Origin of the sequence: Tunturibacter gelidoferens, assembly GCF_040358255.1 — a bacterium.
Taxonomy (GTDB): Bacteria; Acidobacteriota; Terriglobia; order Terriglobales; family Acidobacteriaceae; genus Edaphobacter; species Edaphobacter gelidiferens.
The window spans coordinates 4,785,535-4,801,781 of the sequence record NZ_CP132938.1; the positions used below are offsets into that span (position 1 = coordinate 4,785,535).

The following is a 16,247-nucleotide window of genomic DNA, read 5'->3' on the forward strand; positions in this document are numbered from 1 at the left end:
CTAAAAATATGCGCGAATCCACCAGAATCATTCGTTCTACGCTGAGCCGGACTGTCCCCGGCGAGCCGCTCCACACGGGGCCAGTATTCGCCGCGCCATATCACACGCCGGGTGACCCATCGGACACTCCCTACACCTACGCACGCTCGCATAACCCAACCTGGACCGCACTCGAAAAAGCAATCGGCCAAATCGAATCCGGCCACCTCGCTACAGGCGAAAGCTACCGGGCAACCGCGCTGGTCTTCGCCTCCGGCATGGCCGCGTGTGCTGCGGTCTTTGGAGCGGTGCTACGACCGGGAGACGTTGTCGTACTTCCTTCGAACGCCTACTACACCGCACGCGTGCTGCTGCAGGAGTACTTCGCTCCCATGGGGATCACCTTGCGCATGTCACCGACTGCCGGAAACGCACAGGCCGAGCTGCTCGAAGGCGCGCGACTCCTCTGGTTGGAGTCGCCAAGTAACCCCGGCATGGAGATATGTGACATCGCCCTGCTGAGCGAGGCCGCACATCGTGCAGGAGCTCTGGTCGCTGTGGACAACACCACGCCCACACCCTTGGGACAACTTCCGCTCGCATTAGGCGCAGACTTTTCCGTCGCCTCAGACACGAAATCCATGACCGGCCACAGCGACCTCCTGCTCGGTCACGTCGCAGTGCGAGACCTGGAACTTCGCGCAAAGATCGACCAATGGCGCACCCTTACCGGAGCCGCCCTGGGCCCGATGGAAGCATGGCTTGCGCTTCGTTCCATCGCGACACTTCCCCTGCGCCTCGAGCGCTCCTGCGAAAACGCGCAACGCATCGCCGAATTTCTCACGTCAAGGAAAGAAGTAACTAGCGTCTTCTACCCCGGCTTACCATCGCATCCCGGCCACGAGATCGCGAAGAAGCAGATGCGCTACTTCGGCCCGGTGTTGAGCTTCGTGTTGCGAGATAAAACCGCCGCAGAGACCTTTCTTTCCCAGTCAACGTTGCTAACAGACGCCACCAGCTTTGGCGGTATAACGACAACAGCCGAACGTCGCGCGAAGTGGGGCGGCGATACAGTACCCGACGGCTTCATCCGCCTGAGCGCCGGCTGCGAAGCCATCGAGGACCTCATCGAAGATATGGCGCAAGCCCTGGATGCAACCCGTTAATGCTCAATCAGGCGACAGATGCCAGCGAAAAATTTGCTCAGAACTGGACAGCTGAGATACTGAAGACGGCGCCGTTGATCGCGCCCGCACGGCAGTTTATCTATCCTAGGCAGATCGCAGGCGAAGAAGATGCCCTCGCCCGAGGTGCGTTGCAGCTGATGGTTCAGCCAGCCAACGGCGGAGCATTTCTCGCAACCTGCGCCCTGGGCTTCACCAACTCAAAGATGCCGACCGGCGTCTTTGCCTGTCCAAATCCGCAGGAGATGTGCGCTGTGGCCGGCGGCTACGCCTATATCGTCGATACCATTCAACCGGAGCACTGTACTCACATCGAAATGAAACCGGTCGTTGAAACACACCTCCTCGTTACGCAGGGACTTCTCTTATTTGTTGGGTTTCACTCGATGATCGCCTGGAGCGCAGGCGGAATAGCGTGGGAGACAGCGCGGCTTAGCTGGGAAGGCGTGCGTATCATCGGCATCGAAGGCAACACGCTGCACGGCGTTGGATGGAACCTATTGACCGATCGCGAGGTTGCATTCCAAGTAGATCTTCTTACTGGTCACCATCAGGGTGGAGGGTTCGCTCAGCCGCCGCAGCGACAAAAAAGCTGAGCGCGGCATCGCCCTGCTTCAAGAGCCGAGTGTGTTCGAGCACGCCATATTTTGAAGCAAGCTTGCCCTTACGCCCGTGTTCGGCGATCACCAAAGCATTCGCACTGAGAATCGCACTTCCTCGCACACTTCCAAAAAAATTCAGCGTGCCTGAGTATTCGTCCTCCGCCTCGTACGGCGGATCGAGATAGACGATGTCCACCGGTTGCGGCAGTTTGCCAAGGCGTTGCAGCATCGCCCCCACACCACGATCCTCCAACGTGAAGCCGCGACTGATCTTCAGCGCAGCAAGATTCTGCCGCAGCGAAGCCAGCGCCGGTTCGGCGTTCTCAGCAAACCATACGTGCTCCGCGCCACGACTTATCGCTTCGATTCCAACCGCTCCCGTACCGGCGTAGAGATCGACGAATCGACAACCATCAATCCGCGGCGCGAGGATGTTGAAGAGCGTCTCGCGCAGACGGTCGCTAGTCGGACGCGTCTTCAAACCGGGTGGAGCAGAGAGCTGACGGGAGCGGTAAGTACCTGCAATGACGCGCATCTTCCCTATGGTAAGCCCAGGGCAAGCCGCAAAGACGCGAATCCGTAAACCCCAGCGCATACAATGGAGGACATGCGTGGGTGGTCTTTTCCGATCGGCAGATTTCTCGGCGTGGATGTCCGCATTCACACCTTCTTCCTCCTTATCCTTGGGTTGTCGATCAGCTACGCCTCGATGACGGGAGCAACCGGGAGCCGCGGGTTTGCTCTCTGGCTCCTGCTCCTGCTCGCAGTCATCGTCCGCGAAGTAGCTCGCGCCATCGGCGCCGCGTGGTTCGGGCTTGACCTCCGCGCTGTGCTTCTCCTTCCCGTAGGCGGCTTGATGAGTTACGCAAGCAGCGAGGCGACCGAGAAGGCTACAACGCCAGAGATGCAGAAGCGCATGGCCGTCATCGGGCCGAGCGCAAATATCGGATTCGGCCTGCTGCTGGCCGCAATGACACTAACCATTGCGCCTGAGGTCAGCCTTCTCGAACGCCCATGGATGTCGCCTGCGCACCTGCTGAGGGCGGCGATATGGATGAACATTCTGCTGGGTGTCGTGAACCTGCTACCAGCATCGCCGCTTGATGGTGGACGTGTCTTTCGCGGCGAGTTCGCCAAGACAAAGGGCGTCATCAAGACTTCACGAGCAGCGGCAGGTCTCGGCCAATTCATCGCCATCGCGCTCATAGTCGCCGGCCTTCTTGTGCCGAACATGTGGCTGGTCATGATCGGAGCCTTCCTCATGATCGGCGCACACATGGAAGATCAGGGCCTGCTGCTTCAGACCGATGTGGACGCGGTGCGGATGCGCGACGTCATGCTGACGCAGTTCAGCATGCTCTCGGCCTCGGATACGCTCGAAGATGCGCTCCAGCGCTCGGTCCACACCCTGCAGGATGTCTTTCCCGTAGTGCGCGGATCTAACCTCGTTGGCGCTGTCTCGCGGCAGAGCATCGTCGATGCCCTGCAAAGCGACGGCAACGGCTATGTCCAGGGCGTGATGACGCGCTCCTTCCAAACCGCGCAGCCCGACGATTCCCTCGTCAAAACCCTGCGCCGCATCATGGCCGGCCAGGGCGCGCAGATGGTTCCCGTGCTCGAAGGCGACCGCATCGTCGGCATCATCACGCCGCAGAATCTTGCTCTCTCCATGGGAATGCTGAACCAGCGCCGCAAGCTGCGGCAACCGGAATAATGCCCGCAAGTCGCGACAACGACGACCGGCCGCTGGCGCCGGGTCTCTACCTCGTAGCCACCCCCATCGGCAACCTTGAAGACATCACCTTGCGTGCGCTCCGAGTGCTGCGTCAGGCGGACCGCATCGCCTGCGAGGATACGCGGCAGACCCAGAAGCTGCTCAATCACTTTGAGATCCGCACCCCGACCGTGAGTTATCACATGCACAACGAGGGCTCACGCACCGAAGAACTCATAGCCGAACTAAAAAACGGTGCGCGCATAGCGATCGTCAGTGACGCCGGAACCCCCGGCATCGCCGATCCCGGAGGCCAGATCGTCGCGGCCGCCCTCGCCTCAGGAGTTGATGTCTTCCCCATCCCCGGAGCCAACGCCGCCATCAGCGGCCTGATCGCAAGCGGCCTCAACACCGAACGATTCACTTTCCACGGCTTTCTCCCCGCCAAAGCAGGCCAACGAAAGACCGCTCTCGACGACCTCGTACGAGGCGACGTAACCCACGTCTTCTACGAAGCCCCCCATCGCATCCTCGACACCCTCGCAGACATCGAAGGCGTGTTCGGCCCCAATCAGCACATCGTCATCGCGCGCGAACTGACCAAGATGCATGAAGAGTTTTTGCGTGGCACGGTCGCCGACCTACGGTCCCAACTCTCCGCCCGCGCCAGCATCCGCGGAGAGATTGTGCTGATGCTCGCGCCCACAACCATCGAGAGCACCTCCGAAGACAAGAAAAACACCCTTGCCGCCGAGGTCTCCGCCATGATGAAGTCAGAAGGGATCAGCGAGATGGACGCCCTGAAGCGAATCGCTCGCGAACGCGGCATCGGAAAGAGCGAAGCCTATCGCGAGTTGCAACGCGAACAGAACAAGCTGCGCTAGGCTGCCATGCCGCAGTTTTCCCAGCCGAGACCTCAGTCCCGCCCCTTGACCCGATCGTAGTGATAAACGTTGCTGGTGGTTCCCAGCGCCTGGTTATAAAGGCTGGTCGCGCCAATCGCTTCGTTCAACTCTTCGGTGAACTCATGGATCGCCCGCAGATGATCCGCCGACGCGGGAATCTCCAGCTTGCTCGTCTTGAGAAACTTCTGGTATCCCCGGTCGAGCAGACGCGTAATCTCCCCATTCAGCAGCCAGCCGGGACGGGCCAGGATCTCAACCGTGCCATCAGGCGCCGCGGCAATCTCAGCCGCACAGCCGTATTTCCTTACCTGGACAGCATTTGGCGTTCGCTTTGCACCCTCCTGCGCGGGGGCAACATCGAATCTCTGGCCTCCGAGGAGACCAAGAACATCATTAAAGCTTCGTTGTGGGATCTTTTTCGCCATAAGTGCAATACGTTAGACTCGATTAACTGTCGCACATCCGCGGAAGTCCTTCAATCACCGCAGCGCAGAACGATTCAAATGAATCAAAAGAAGATGGAAGCTGCATGATCACCACCGTCAAACCGTTTGGAACAAGCATCCTCGACCGCGTCGGCCACACGCCACTGGTGAGGCTCGAACGCCTGAGCAGTCATCTGCCCGGAATCCAAATCTTGGGCAAAGCCGAATGGGCGAACCCAGGCGGTTCGGTTAAGGATCGTGCTGCCTCCGCCATCGTCGCCGACGCGCAGCACCGAGGTCTCCTCAACGACACCCGAGGTCTGCTCGATGCCACCAGCGGCAACACCGGTATCGCATACGCCATGCTGGGCGCCGCGTTAGGCTTCCGTGTCACCCTCTGCATGCCATCGAACGTCTCACCCGAGCGCAAGCGCTACCTCGCCGCCTACGGAGCAGAGGTCCTCTGGACTGACCCAGCCAACGGCTCCGACGGCGCGATCCGTAAAGCACGAGAGCTGGCCGCAGCCGAGCCAGACAAGTACTACTACGCCGACCAGTACTCCAACGACGAGAACTGGAAGGCGCACTACCGCACCACCGCAACCGAGATCTGGGAGCAGACCGAAGGCCAGATCACCCACTTCGTCGCAGGCCTCGGAACCAGCGGCACCTTCATGGGCACAACCCGACGCCTGAAGGAGCTGAACCCGTCGATCCGTTGCATCTCCATGCAGCCGGACTCGCCCTTCAACGGTCTCGAAGGCCTCAAGCACATGGCAACCGCAATCGTGCCGCGCATCTACGACCCATCACTTGCCGACGCGAACATCGACATTCCCACCGAAACCGCCTACGACATGGCAAAAAATCTGGCCCGCAACCAGGGCCTGCTCATTGGAATCTCAGCTGCCGCCGCCGTCGCAGCTTGCCTCCAGATTGGTGAACAGGAGGCGAGCGCCGGCCGCGAGGCTGTCATCGTCACCATTCTCTGCGATTCAGCGGAAAAATACATGAGCGAACGCTTCTGGCAGGAGGGCTAACCAGATGCTTCGCATCCATTACGCTGACTACGAAACCCTGCGCGCCCACGGCGAAGAGACCTATCCCAACGAGTGCTGCGGCGTCCTGCTCGGAAAGAACATCGCCGGCGAGGGCAATGGCGCCGCGGCGGTCAATCACGTCCAGCAGATCGTCCGTGCCGGCAACACTCGCACCGACTCCGCCCACAACCGCTACAACATCGCCCCGCAGGAGCTCGTCAAGATTCAACGGCAGGCACGCGCCCTCGGCCTGGACATCGTCGGCTTCTACCACTCGCATCCCGACCATCCCGCCCAGTGGTCCAAAACCGACTTCGCCGAAGCCCACTGGCTGAGCTGCTCCTACATCATCACCAGCGTCGAACAGGGCAAAGCTGTCCTGACAAACTCCTTTCTGCTGAGCGGAAAAACAGAAGAGGACAAAACATTCGACGACGAACCAATTCAAATCGACATCGCTCCTAACGTCGCCGAAGCAGCGGCCCACAACCAGAAAGGTCAGGCATGAACATTCACATCCCAACCCCGCTGCGCGCCTACACAGGCGGATTAGAGACCGTCAGCGTCGCGGGAACAACCGTCGGCAGCGTGTTTCAGCAGCTCACCGTCCAATATCCTGAGCTCAAGCCACACCTCTTCACCCCGGAAGGCAAACTTCGCTCATTCGTGAACGTCTATCTGAACGATGACGACATCCGCTACCTCCCAAACAAAGAAGAGACCCCGGCAACCGACACGGACGAACTCACGATCATCCCCTCCATCGCCGGCGGAACGAACTGTCGACCCTAAAATTTTCCTATTTGTAACCGTCTAAAGAATCAGTTCGAAGACGGTTTTACGAGATGAAGATTTTTGACGCTTCCATGAGAGGCAGAGGAAAAGACAATGCCAGCAGCCCTAGAAGAGACCGTAGAACTCCCAAAGCTCTCCAACGATGAGATCGCCCGATACTCACGGCACCTAATACTCCCCGAAGTTGGAATGGAGGGCCAGCAGAAGCTTAAAGCCGCCAAAGTCCTATGCGTCGGCACCGGCGGCCTCGGCGCACCTCTCGCGCTTTACCTCGCAGCCGCGGGTGTAGGCACCATCGGCCTCGTCGACTTCGACACCGTCGACTCGAGCAACCTGCAGCGCCAGATCATCCACTCCACAGCGACGGTCGGCAAGCTCAAGGTCGACTCCGCCGAGATCATGCTCAAGGGCCTCAACCCCACCGTCAACGTCATCAAGCACAACACCATGCTCACCAGCGCCAACGCGCTCGAGATTCTGAAAGACTACGACGTCATCGCCGACGGCACTGACAACTTCCAGACGCGCTACCTTGTCAACGACGCCTGCGTTCTGCTCGGTAAGCCTAACGCCTACGGCTCCATCTTCCGCTTTGAGGGTCAGGCCAGCGTCTTCGGAACCAAAGAAGGCCCGTGCTACCGCTGCCTCTACCCCGAGCCGCCGCCGCCGGGCCTGGTTCCCTCTTGCGCAGAAGGCGGCGTCCTCGGCATCCTCCCCGGACTCGTCGGCGTCATCCAGGCAACCGAGACCATCAAGCTGATTCTCGGAATCGGCGAGCCCCTCATCGGCCGCCTGCTCCTCGTAGACGCTCTCGGCATGAGCTTCCGCACCCTCAAGCTGCGCAAGAATCCCGAGTGCCCTGTCTGCGGCCCCAACCCCACCGTCACCGAGCTCATCGACTACGACCAGTTCTGCGGCATCACTCCGCCAAGCGAAGTCGGCCCTCTCGAAGTCGCGCACGACAAGGCGGTCAGCGATCTCCCCGTCGTCGATGGCATCCCGCAGATCTCTGTACAAGAGCTAAAGCGCAAGCTCGACGCGAAGGAAGACGTCTTCGTCCTCGACGTTCGCGAGCCGCACGAGTACAAGATCGTAAATCTCGGCGCGCCACTCATCCCGGTTGGCGAGATCGCGCTTCGCACCGCCGAACTAGCCGACAAGAAGGATCGCGAGATCGTCGTCCACTGCAAGTCCGGCGCACGCAGCCAGAGAGCAGCCCTTGCCCTCAAGCAAGCCGGCTTCACCAACGTGTCGAATCTAACCGGCGGCATTCTCGCCTGGGCGGACAAGATCGATCCCTCGCTGCCCAAGTACTAACCCACCTCCAGTAACCCAAAGAGGCGGCGCACTCACCCTGCGCCGCTTCCTATTCTGCTTTATCTTCCACTTCAAGCATCTGCAAGCACAGCGGCCTCTCCAGCATGCAATCCATGCGTGCGACCGAAGCCAGCGCCCGCTCAATCGTCGAGCTTAGACAAGGCTCAGTCGTCACCACAAATGGCAGACGATGCTTCGGATATCCCCGCCGCTGCAGCAGCGAATCGATATTGGCGCCCACCTTCGAGAGCGCCCCCGAAATCGCCGAGACAATTCCCGGCTTATCGTCGACGACAAATCGCAGATAGTGCGGTGCCAGAAAATCTCCCGTCACCTCTCGCCTGCGCACTGGCAGCTGCACCGTTTTACAATCCTGCGCGACGGCCAGCAGATCCGACACAACCGCAACCGCCGTCGGCTCGCCACCAGCGCCATGCCCCGAGAAGACAACATCCCCGCCAAATCTTCCACTCACCACCACCATGTTCTGCGTACCGTGCGACCAGGCCATCGGCGAGACCAGCGGAACCAGCATCGGCGCAACCCGCGCATGCACAATCTTCCCATCGAGCTCCGCACGCGAAACCTGGCGAATGGTGCAGTTCAACTCCTTCGCATAAGAAAAATCGATCGCCTCAATCGCCGAGATGGTCTGTATCGCAACCGCATCCGGATCAAGTTCAGCGTGCATCGCAATGCGCGACAAAATACAGAGTTTCGCCCGCGCATCGTAACCGTCCACATCGGCAGACGGATCAGACTCCGCATAGCCGAGCTGCTGCGCATCAGCCAGCACCGTCGCGTAATCCGCCCCAGCCTCCATCCGGCTCAGAATGTAGTTGCAAGTACCGTTCACGATGCCACTGAGCCTGGTCACCTGGTCGCCGCACAAACCCTGCAGCATCCCCGGAATCACCGGCACGCCACCTGCCACGGCAGCTCCATGCAGCAGATGAACGTTATGCTGCGCTGCAAGCTTCGCCAGATTCGTGCCTCGATACGCGATGAGTTGCTTATTCGCCGTCACCACAGACTTGCCCGCGATCAGAGCCTTCCGCAGCCACCCCTCCACCGGGTTCAGGCCACCCATCAACTCAATAACAACATCAACATCCGACCGCAGAATCACATCGATGCTATCGGTCCACACCACCGAAGCCGGCACGGCCTTCGCAGCTTCAGAACTACGCTTCCGATCCACATTGCGGTTGAAGATATGGGTCAGCTGCACACCCGGAAACCTCGACGCAGCAAGCACCCGAGCCACCGAACCACCGACCGTGCCAAACCCAAGCAGTGCAACCTTCACAACAGAATCCGCTTTATTGTTTTTTGCCGCTACCTTCTTCCGCTTCGTCGTCATGTCTCAATAGTCGATTCTGCCGGCGCGCTCACGCCAGGCCTCAAAGCTCGAAATCGCCTGCTCCGGCAGAAGATTTACCGTCGGTATCTTCCGCTGGTCGAGCGGCAACTTCATCTCCTCATAAAGAAAAGCATCGTCAAAGCCAGCCGCTGCAGCATCCGCAGCGCAATTTCCGTAAAAGATCGCCTCGCAACGTGCCCAGTAGATCGCAGCGAGGCACATCGGGCAAGGCTCACAGCTGGTATAGATATGGCATCCTGTCAGCTGATAGCTCGCAAGCGTCGTACAAGCGTTGCGGATTGCTACAATCTCGCCATGCGCCGTTGGATCGTTCGTCGCAGTGACAAGATTCGCGCCAGTAGCGACGATCTCACCATCGCGCACAATCACTGCGCCAAACGGTCCTCCGCGACCGGAGGTGACGTTCTCCGTCGCCAGCGCGATCGCTCTCTGCATGAAAACTGGGTTGCCCTGCATTCGGCTCGGTATCCTTGTGGAACAATCTGTGCGGCGGCAGTAACGGAATAATCAGATTATGGCACATGCCTTTCTCTCCAAACGCATCGTCACCCCACAGGGCACACAACCCGGCGCGCTCCTCGTAGAGGACGGAACAATACGCGCCGTATGCCGCCCGTCCGAGGTACCCACCGACGCCATCGTTCACGACTGCGGCGACGATGCTCTCCTTCCCGGGCTGGTGGATACACACGTCCACATCAACCAGCCGGGACGTACCGAATGGGAGGGTTTCCGCACTGCGACCCGTGCAGCCGCAGCGGGAGGCTACACCACCCTGATCGACATGCCGCTGAACTGTCTCCCCGAGACCACCACCGTAGCCGCACTCGAAGAGAAGCGCGAAGCCGCACAAGGAGAGTGTTTCGTAGACTGGGCACCGTGGGGCGGAGCCGTCGCGGACAATCAGCAGCACATCCTCCCTCTAGCGCAAGCCGGAGTCCTCGGCTTCAAATGCTTTCTCATCTACCCCGGCTGCGACGGCTTCACAATGATCGACCAGCAACAACTGGAAGCCGCGCTGCCATCGATCGCGCAGTCAGGCCTCCCTCTTCTCGTACACGCCGAACTGGCTGCCCCGATCGACGCTGCGACCCAGTCACTGCGCAACGCAGACTGGCGCCAATACCAAACCTATCTCGCTTCGCGCCCCGACGAAGCCGAACTCCAGGCCATTCGCCTGATGATCCGGCTCTGCCGCCAATACGACTTCCGCCTGCACATCGTTCACCTCTCCACCGCGCTCGCTCTGGCCGAGCTGACCTCCGCCCGCAAAGAAGGCCTCCCAATCACAGTCGAAACCTGCCCTCACTATCTGCACTTCGCCGCAGAAGAGATCCCCGACGGTGCAACCCTGCTCAAGTGCGCGCCACCCATTCGCAGCAGGGAAAACCAACGAGGGCTCTGGCGCGGTCTTCGCGATGGAACCATCGACATGATCGTCACCGACCACTCCCCCTGCCCGCCCGAGATGAAGCGCACAGACACTGGCCGCTTCGATCAGGCCTGGGGCGGTATCGCCAGCCTGTCCCTTGCGTTCTCGGTCATCCACACGAACTGCACTCATCGCGGCCACACGCTCGAAGACATCGCGCGCTGGATGAGCGCAGCACCTGCAGCTCTCGCCGGTCTTACTCATCAGGCAGGCGCACTGCAATCCGGCCGTGACGCCAACTTCGTTGTCTTCGACACCGAGGCAGAGTTCACCGTAACTCCCGACAAACTACACTATCGCCACACCATTTCACCGTACATGGGGGAGACGCTGCGCGGCCTGGTAAAGGCCACCTATCTGCGAGGAGAGCCAGCTTACGTTGAAGGCGCCTTCGCCCCCACGCCTCAGGGCCGTGAGGTCAAGTTATAGTAGGCAGACACGCATGAACAAAGTTCTGGCCCGATGGAATTCGCTCGACCCCACCATTGCCGCCCGCGAGGCTCTCCCCTGCTGCGGCTCCCATGCGTGGGCAGAGGCATTGGCATCCGCGCGCCCAATCGCCGACGAAGCTTCCCTCCTCGAAACCTCCGCCGCCATCTGGCTTAATCTTCCGGAGCAGGCATGGCAGGAGGCGTTCGACAGCCATCCCCGCATTGGCCAAAAGCATGCGCAGACCCAGACAACCGAAGAGTCTCTGCGCTGGTCGGCACAGGAGCAACACGCAGCTCACTCCGACGACCATGCTGCCAAACTGGCTCTCGACGCAGCGAACCGTCTCTACGAACGGCGCTTCGGCAGAATCTTCATTGTCTGCGCCTCAGGCAAGAAATCCGCGGAGATCCTCGCCATCCTTGAAAGCAGAATGCAAAACGACGCGGCCACAGAGCTACATGAAGCAGCCGAACAACAACGCCAGATCACACAGCTTCGTCTTCATCGCTGGCTGGAGTCGGAGTGACGATGGGCATCTCCACACATATTCTCGACACAGCCCTGGGACGGCCAGCCACAGGCGTCCCCATCACCCTCGCTCGCCTGACAGACGGGGAGTGGTCGTCCCTCAACGTAGCAATCACCGACGCCGACGGTCGCTGCAAACATCTCCTTCCTGCAACCGAAGCCCTGCAGCCGGGCATATATCGCGTTCACTTCGAAACCATCGCCTACTACAACCAGCATCAGCTGAGCGGCCTCTATCCATATATCGAAATCGTCTTTACAGTCACCGAAGGCGAGCAGCACTACCACATCCCGCTACTTCTGACTGCGAACGGCTACACCACCTATCGAGGAAGCTGACCAGATGATTGAGCTGGCTGAAAATCGTTACGGAAAATCCCGCGTCCGCCTGATGAAGGTGACCCGCCACGCTCACGGCCACGACCTGCGCGAATGGACGGTTCAAGTCTTACTGAAAGGCGACTTCGAGACCGCTCACCTTGACGGGGACAACAGCAAAATCCTGCCGACAGACACGATGAAGAACACCGTCTACTCCCTCGCGCGAACTTCAAAGGCAACCGCCATGGAGGACTACGCCAAAGAGCTGGTCGACTTCCTGCTAGGACGAAATCCGCAGGTCTCCTCCGCCTCGGTCCGCATCGAAAGCATCATGTGGAAGCGCCTTACCGTTGACGGTGAACCACATCCCAGCGCCTTCATGCGTGGCAGCGGCGAACTTCAAACAACCAGTGTAGAACGCGCGCAGGGCGGCAACTTTCACATCCTCTCGGGCCTCGACAACCTCGTCCTGCTCAAGACTGCAAACTCCGGCTTCGAAGGATACATCAAAGACTCGCTCACCACCCTGTCCGAGACCAAAGATCGCCTCTTCGGAACCGCCGTCACCGCTGAGTGGCACTACACCTCACCCGATCTGGACTTCGACGCAGTACGCACAAACCTTCGCGAGGCCATGCTGCGCACCTTCGCCAACCACAACAGCAAGTCCGTACAACAGACTCTCTACGCCATGGCAGAGAGCGCGCTCGAAGCCGTCCCTGCAATCAACGAGATCGAGATCACCATGCCCAACAAGCACTGCCTCCTCGTCGACCTCTCCCGCTTCAACCAGGACAATCCAAACGAGATCTTCGTCCCCACCGACGAACCCCACGGATACATCGAGGCGCGCGTCCGCCGCAAATCGTGAGCGCAGCAAATAAGCAACCATGACAGGCACAAAAAGAGATTGCGCCACTCGCATCATCGCTCGCTGCCGCGAGATCGCCACTCACACCGAAGTCCCCGGTGAGATCACCCGTCGCTTCCTTACCCCTCCCATGCACGCCGTCCACGCGCTACTGCGACAGTGGATGGAGGCCGCCGGAATGACGGTACACGTCGACGCCATCGGCAACCTTCGCGGACTTTTGCAGTCTCCTGTCCCGAACGCCCCTCGCCTGATCATCGGCTCGCACCTCGACACCGTACCCAACGCCGGAGCCTTCGACGGCATCCTCGGGGTCATCCTTGGCATCGCCGTCGTCGAAGAATCACGAGAACACCGGCTTCCCTTCTCCCTCGAAGTCATCGGCTTTTCAGAGGAGGAAGGTGTCCGCTTCAGCAAAGCCTTCCTCGGCAGCCTCGCCGTTGTAGGAAAGCTCGATCCAGAGACACTGCAGCGCACGGATCCAGATGGCGTAAGCATCGCAGAAGCCATACGCCACTACGGCCTAGATCCCGCAAACCTTCCCGCAGCAGTCTTATCCCGCGACGCCTTCGCTTATCTCGAGTTTCACATAGAACAGGGCCCCATTCTGGAGAGCGTGGGCGCATCACTCGGCGTCGTCGAGGCACTCGTAGGACAGACCCGCCTGCAACTCCTCTTCGAAGGACAGGCAAACCACGCCGGAACCACTCCAATGCACCTGCGACACGACGCAATGGCCGCCGCAGCCGAATGGATCGTCTCCGTCGAGGCCTACGCCACCGCTCACGAAGGCCTCGTCGCAACAGTCGGCAAGCTGGACGCCTTCCCCGGCGCTGGAAATGTCATCGCCTGCAGAGTAAAGACGTCGCTCGACATCCGCCACGCAGACGACAACACACGCCACGCTGCGGTCGACGCTCTGACGCAAATCGCAAAGAAAGCAGCAGCCAAACGCGGCGTAACCCTCACACTCATCACCGAGATGGAGCAGTCCGCTGTCCCGCTCGACCCCCGTGTCACAGCCTTACTGCAAAGCGCCGCCGCAAACGCTGGCTTCCCCAGCAACAGAATGACCAGCGGAGCCGGCCACGATGCGATGATCCTCGCCCCAACCATCCCCTCGGCGATGCTCTTCCTCCGCAGCCCCGGTGGACTCAGTCACCACCCCGACGAAGCCGTACTCCCACAGGACGTAGAAGCCGCACTCTCAACTGCAATGGAGTTCCTCGCGCTCCTGAGCGATGATAAAACCAAGGATAGCCATGCATAAGCTGGGACAGACCCGCAGCACCAATCAGCGCGATCATCTTCTCCACACGCCGGACACCTTCGTCCGCACAGTGCTGCCCGGCATGGAACTCGCCACCGCCGTCGTCCACATCTCCCCCGCAGCAGGCGCTGCCTTCACCCAATACACCGCCGAACTCGAACCCGGCGGCAAACTGGGACCCACATCCAACCAGCGTTTTATCTATACCCTCGAGGGTGCAGCCGATCTCGCAACCGACAGCACGTTTCAATCACTCATCCCAGGAAGCTTCACCTACATCCCTGAAGACGCCGCACACACACTTACCGCGCAACAGGCCACGCGCCTCGTCATCATCGAAAAACCCTACGAAGCGATCGCTTCCGCTCCTCCACCAGAGCTACTCATAGGCCACGAAGACAAAACCCTCTCAGTCCCCCTCGACGACGACCCCGACCTCCAGGTTCGCAGGCTCCTGCCCGGCTCTCCGTCCTTCGATTTCGCGGTCAACACCATGACTTACCAGCCCGGCGCCGCACTCAGCATGGTCGAGGTTCACATCATGGAGCACGGCCTTCTGATGCTTGAAGGCGGCGGCATCTATCGCCTCGGAGACAGCTGGTATCCAGTCACTGCAGGCGACTTCATCTGGATGGGACCCTTCTGTCCACAGTGGTTCGCAGCCATCGGCAAGCGTCCCGCAAAATACCTCATCTACAAAGACTGGAACCGTCACCCACTGGTCTAGCATCTACGTCAACCTCGGCCAAAAGGAGGCAACAGTTTTGGCACAGCAAATTCAGATCGATCAACCACGGCTGACGAGCGAACTCGCAACCCTCGCAACCTTCACCGACGCCGAGCCCGTCAGCAACGGCACCCCCGTCACCCGCATCGTCTTCTCTCCAGACGATCTCCGCGCCCGCGCATGGCTCAAAGAACTTGCCACCGCCGACGGTTTCGAGGTTCGCGACGACGCCGTAGGCAACATCTTCATCCGCTGGACCGGCACTGACCCCGACGCGCCTGCAGTCGCCACCGGCTCACACACCGACGCCATCCCTCACGCCGGAATGTACGACGGCACGGTCGGCGTCCTCGGCGGTCTCGAAGCGATGCGCACGCTCAAACGCAGCGGCCTGCAGCCCCGCCGCTCCATCGAACTCGTCATGTTCACCTCCGAAGAGCCCACCCGCTTCGGCATCGGCTGTCTCGGCAGCCGCCTAATGTCCGGGACCCTCGATCCTAAACAAGCCGACGCTCTCCACGAAGCCAACGAGCCAGCCGACACGGCCAAGACCCTCGCACAAGTTCGCACGGCTGCGGGCTTCACCGGCGACCTCGCTTCGGTTAAGCTCTCACCGAACCACTACCACGCCTGGCTCGAACTCCACATCGAACAGGGTCCCCTGCTCGAACGCGAAGGCACTCCCATCGGCATCGTCACCAGCATCGCCGCCCCCGCAGGCTATCGTTTCACCATCAGCGGCCTCGGCGGCCATGCCGGCGCGCTCCTCATGCCCGACCGCAAAGACGCACTCTGCGCCGCGGCCGAACTCATTCTCGCCATCGAAAAACACGCCCTCGCCACACACGTCATCGACACCGTCGCCACCGTCGGCACCTGCGACGTCCATCCCGGCGCAGTCAACAGCGTCCCCAGCCGTGTCGTCCTCCAACTCGACATCCGCGACACCGACCCAACCCGCCGCGAGTCCGTCATGCAGGCCATCCGCCGCGACATCGAAACCCTCCGCCAACGCCGCGGCGTCATCATCACCGAGCAGATCATCAACGCCGACGCCCCCGCGCAATCCTCCCCACACCTCGTCGAACTCCTCGAAGAGGTCTGCGCCACCGACGGCATCTCTCCCAGAAAGATGGTCAGTCGCGCCTATCACGACTCGCTGTTCATGGCCCGCATCGCACCCATCGCCATGATCTTCATCCCCTGCCGCAACGGTGTAAGCCACAGACCGGACGAATATGCCACACCCGCGCATACCACTCTCGGGGTACAAGTGCTTGCCTCAGCTCTTGCTAAACTAGCGTCAGAGTAACTCCGCATT

At 60.3% G+C, this 16,247-nt stretch carries 19 protein-coding genes; 15 read left to right on the forward strand and 4 right to left on the reverse strand.

Going from position 1 to position 16,247, the window contains the following annotated elements:
- The first annotated feature begins 8 nt into the window (after positions 1–8).
- The gene (locus tag RBB81_RS20680; protein WP_179585137.1) at positions 9–1,145 is read left to right on the forward strand and encodes a cystathionine gamma-lyase; all 1,137 of its coding nucleotides are present in this window, start codon (positions 9–11) and stop codon (positions 1,143–1,145) included.
- The gene (locus tag RBB81_RS20685) at positions 1,145–1,759 is read left to right on the forward strand and encodes a hypothetical protein (RefSeq protein WP_183792563.1); all 615 of its coding nucleotides are present in this window, start codon (positions 1,145–1,147) and stop codon (positions 1,757–1,759) included. Before RBB81_RS20680 ends, RBB81_RS20685 begins: the two co-directional genes overlap by 1 nt.
- On the opposite strand, the gene rsmD is transcribed toward RBB81_RS20685, so the two are convergent.
- On the reverse strand, positions 1,701–2,300 hold the full coding sequence (gene rsmD, locus RBB81_RS20690; protein ID WP_353071933.1) for a 16S rRNA (guanine(966)-N(2))-methyltransferase RsmD: 600 nt from the start codon (positions 2,298–2,300) through the stop codon (positions 1,701–1,703). The genes RBB81_RS20685 and rsmD overlap by 59 nt on opposite strands.
- A gap of 72 nt (positions 2,301–2,372) precedes the next feature.
- Between rsmD and RBB81_RS20695 the strand changes: the two genes are divergently transcribed.
- Together RBB81_RS20695 and rsmI are read left to right on the forward strand one after the other, a co-directional pair.
- Positions 2,373–3,479 (forward strand): CBS domain-containing protein, encoded by a 1,107-nt coding sequence (locus RBB81_RS20695; protein ID WP_353071934.1) that lies wholly within the window; start codon positions 2,373–2,375, stop codon positions 3,477–3,479.
- A complete protein-coding gene (rsmI, locus tag RBB81_RS20700) occupies positions 3,479–4,363 on the forward strand; it encodes a 16S rRNA (cytidine(1402)-2'-O)-methyltransferase (RefSeq protein ID WP_353071935.1) in 885 nt (294 codons plus the stop codon). The genes RBB81_RS20695 and rsmI overlap by 1 nt, the downstream gene beginning before the upstream one ends.
- Positions 4,364–4,395: 32 nt before the next feature.
- Here rsmI and RBB81_RS20705 read toward each other — a convergent pair whose 3' ends face one another.
- The gene (locus RBB81_RS20705) at positions 4,396–4,809 is read right to left on the reverse strand and encodes a hypothetical protein (RefSeq protein ID WP_179585147.1); all 414 of its coding nucleotides are present in this window, start codon (positions 4,807–4,809) and stop codon (positions 4,396–4,398) included.
- Positions 4,810–4,913: 104 nt separating this feature from the next.
- Between RBB81_RS20705 and RBB81_RS20710 the strand changes: the two genes are divergently transcribed.
- The 4 genes from RBB81_RS20710 to moeB all read left to right on the forward strand — a co-directional run bounded on the left by RBB81_RS20710 (position 4,914) and on the right by moeB (position 7,961).
- Positions 4,914–5,849 (forward strand): PLP-dependent cysteine synthase family protein, encoded by a 936-nt coding sequence (locus tag RBB81_RS20710; protein WP_353071936.1) that lies wholly within the window; start codon positions 4,914–4,916, stop codon positions 5,847–5,849.
- 4 nt (positions 5,850–5,853) lie between these two features.
- Complete coding sequence (locus RBB81_RS20715) at positions 5,854–6,357, forward strand: M67 family metallopeptidase (protein WP_353071937.1); 504 nt, start codon at positions 5,854–5,856, stop codon at positions 6,355–6,357.
- Complete coding sequence (locus RBB81_RS20720) at positions 6,354–6,641, forward strand: MoaD/ThiS family protein (RefSeq protein WP_179585152.1); 288 nt, start codon at positions 6,354–6,356, stop codon at positions 6,639–6,641. The genes RBB81_RS20715 and RBB81_RS20720 overlap by 4 nt, the downstream gene beginning before the upstream one ends.
- 96 nt (positions 6,642–6,737) lie before the next feature.
- Complete coding sequence (gene moeB, locus RBB81_RS20725; protein ID WP_353071938.1) at positions 6,738–7,961, forward strand: molybdopterin-synthase adenylyltransferase MoeB; 1,224 nt, start codon at positions 6,738–6,740, stop codon at positions 7,959–7,961.
- Between the two features lie 49 nt (positions 7,962–8,010).
- On the opposite strand, the gene RBB81_RS20730 is transcribed toward moeB, so the two are convergent.
- Positions 8,011–9,324, reverse strand: a complete 1,314-nt coding sequence (locus RBB81_RS20730; RefSeq protein ID WP_353071939.1) for a homoserine dehydrogenase — start codon at positions 9,322–9,324, stop codon at positions 8,011–8,013.
- A 3-nt stretch (positions 9,325–9,327) separates the two neighbouring features.
- A complete protein-coding gene (locus RBB81_RS20735; protein ID WP_353071940.1) occupies positions 9,328–9,801 on the reverse strand; it encodes a nucleoside deaminase in 474 nt (157 codons plus the stop codon).
- 58 nt (positions 9,802–9,859) lie between these two features.
- Here RBB81_RS20735 and allB point away from each other — a divergent pair, with 58 nt between their 5' ends.
- The 7 genes from allB to RBB81_RS20770 are packed head-to-tail and all read left to right on the forward strand — an operon-like array spanning position 9,860 to position 16,238.
- Positions 9,860–11,206: an allantoinase AllB gene (gene allB, locus RBB81_RS20740; RefSeq protein ID WP_353071941.1), complete on the forward strand. Its 1,347-nt coding sequence runs from the start codon at positions 9,860–9,862 to the stop codon at positions 11,204–11,206.
- Positions 11,207–11,219: 13 nt separating this feature from the next.
- Positions 11,220–11,735 carry a 2-oxo-4-hydroxy-4-carboxy-5-ureidoimidazoline decarboxylase gene (gene uraD, locus RBB81_RS20745; protein WP_353071942.1) on the forward strand — a complete coding sequence of 172 codons (516 nt, stop codon included), beginning with the start codon at positions 11,220–11,222 and terminating at the stop codon, positions 11,733–11,735.
- 2 nt (positions 11,736–11,737) lie between these two features.
- On the forward strand, positions 11,738–12,076 hold the full coding sequence (gene uraH / locus RBB81_RS20750; protein WP_179585158.1) for a hydroxyisourate hydrolase: 339 nt from the start codon (positions 11,738–11,740) through the stop codon (positions 12,074–12,076).
- 4 nt (positions 12,077–12,080) lie between these two features.
- Positions 12,081–12,929 carry a factor-independent urate hydroxylase gene (gene pucL, locus RBB81_RS20755; protein WP_353071943.1) on the forward strand — a complete coding sequence of 283 codons (849 nt, stop codon included), beginning with the start codon at positions 12,081–12,083 and terminating at the stop codon, positions 12,927–12,929.
- A gap of 19 nt (positions 12,930–12,948) precedes the next feature.
- Complete coding sequence (locus RBB81_RS20760; protein WP_353071944.1) at positions 12,949–14,199, forward strand: allantoate amidohydrolase; 1,251 nt, start codon at positions 12,949–12,951, stop codon at positions 14,197–14,199.
- Complete coding sequence (allE, locus tag RBB81_RS20765) at positions 14,192–14,926, forward strand: (S)-ureidoglycine aminohydrolase (protein WP_353071945.1); 735 nt, start codon at positions 14,192–14,194, stop codon at positions 14,924–14,926. The genes RBB81_RS20760 and allE overlap by 8 nt, the downstream gene beginning before the upstream one ends.
- A 37-nt stretch (positions 14,927–14,963) precedes the next feature.
- Positions 14,964–16,238 carry a M20 family metallo-hydrolase gene (locus RBB81_RS20770; protein WP_353071946.1) on the forward strand — a complete coding sequence of 425 codons (1,275 nt, stop codon included), beginning with the start codon at positions 14,964–14,966 and terminating at the stop codon, positions 16,236–16,238.
- The last annotated feature ends 9 nt before the right edge of the window (positions 16,239–16,247 follow it).

Coding starts and splice junctions, on each gene's coding strand:
- RBB81_RS20720 (WP_179585152.1), top strand. CDS start 6,354: ATGAACATTCACATCCCAACCCCGCTGCGCGCCTACACAGGCGGATTA.
- rsmD (WP_353071933.1), bottom strand. CDS start 2,300: ATGCGCGTCATTGCAGGTACTTACCGCTCCCGTCAGCTCTCTGCTCCA.
- rsmI (WP_353071935.1), top strand. CDS start 3,479: ATGCCCGCAAGTCGCGACAACGACGACCGGCCGCTGGCGCCGGGTCTC.
- moeB (WP_353071938.1), top strand. CDS start 6,738: ATGCCAGCAGCCCTAGAAGAGACCGTAGAACTCCCAAAGCTCTCCAAC.
- allE (WP_353071945.1), top strand. CDS start 14,192: ATGCATAAGCTGGGACAGACCCGCAGCACCAATCAGCGCGATCATCTT.
- RBB81_RS20760 (WP_353071944.1), top strand. CDS start 12,949: ATGACAGGCACAAAAAGAGATTGCGCCACTCGCATCATCGCTCGCTGC.
- RBB81_RS20710 (WP_353071936.1), top strand. CDS start 4,914: ATGATCACCACCGTCAAACCGTTTGGAACAAGCATCCTCGACCGCGTC.
- RBB81_RS20735 (WP_353071940.1), bottom strand. CDS start 9,801: ATGCAGGGCAACCCAGTTTTCATGCAGAGAGCGATCGCGCTGGCGACG.
- RBB81_RS20695 (WP_353071934.1), top strand. CDS start 2,373: ATGCGTGGGTGGTCTTTTCCGATCGGCAGATTTCTCGGCGTGGATGTC.
- RBB81_RS20685 (WP_183792563.1), top strand. CDS start 1,145: ATGCTCAATCAGGCGACAGATGCCAGCGAAAAATTTGCTCAGAACTGG.
- RBB81_RS20705 (WP_179585147.1), bottom strand. CDS start 4,809: ATGGCGAAAAAGATCCCACAACGAAGCTTTAATGATGTTCTTGGTCTC.
- RBB81_RS20680 (WP_179585137.1), top strand. CDS start 9: ATGCGCGAATCCACCAGAATCATTCGTTCTACGCTGAGCCGGACTGTC.
- allB (WP_353071941.1), top strand. CDS start 9,860: ATGGCACATGCCTTTCTCTCCAAACGCATCGTCACCCCACAGGGCACA.
- pucL (WP_353071943.1), top strand. CDS start 12,081: ATGATTGAGCTGGCTGAAAATCGTTACGGAAAATCCCGCGTCCGCCTG.
- RBB81_RS20730 (WP_353071939.1), bottom strand. CDS start 9,324: ATGACGACGAAGCGGAAGAAGGTAGCGGCAAAAAACAATAAAGCGGAT.
- RBB81_RS20715 (WP_353071937.1), top strand. CDS start 5,854: ATGCTTCGCATCCATTACGCTGACTACGAAACCCTGCGCGCCCACGGC.
- uraD (WP_353071942.1), top strand. CDS start 11,220: ATGAACAAAGTTCTGGCCCGATGGAATTCGCTCGACCCCACCATTGCC.
- uraH (WP_179585158.1), top strand. CDS start 11,738: ATGGGCATCTCCACACATATTCTCGACACAGCCCTGGGACGGCCAGCC.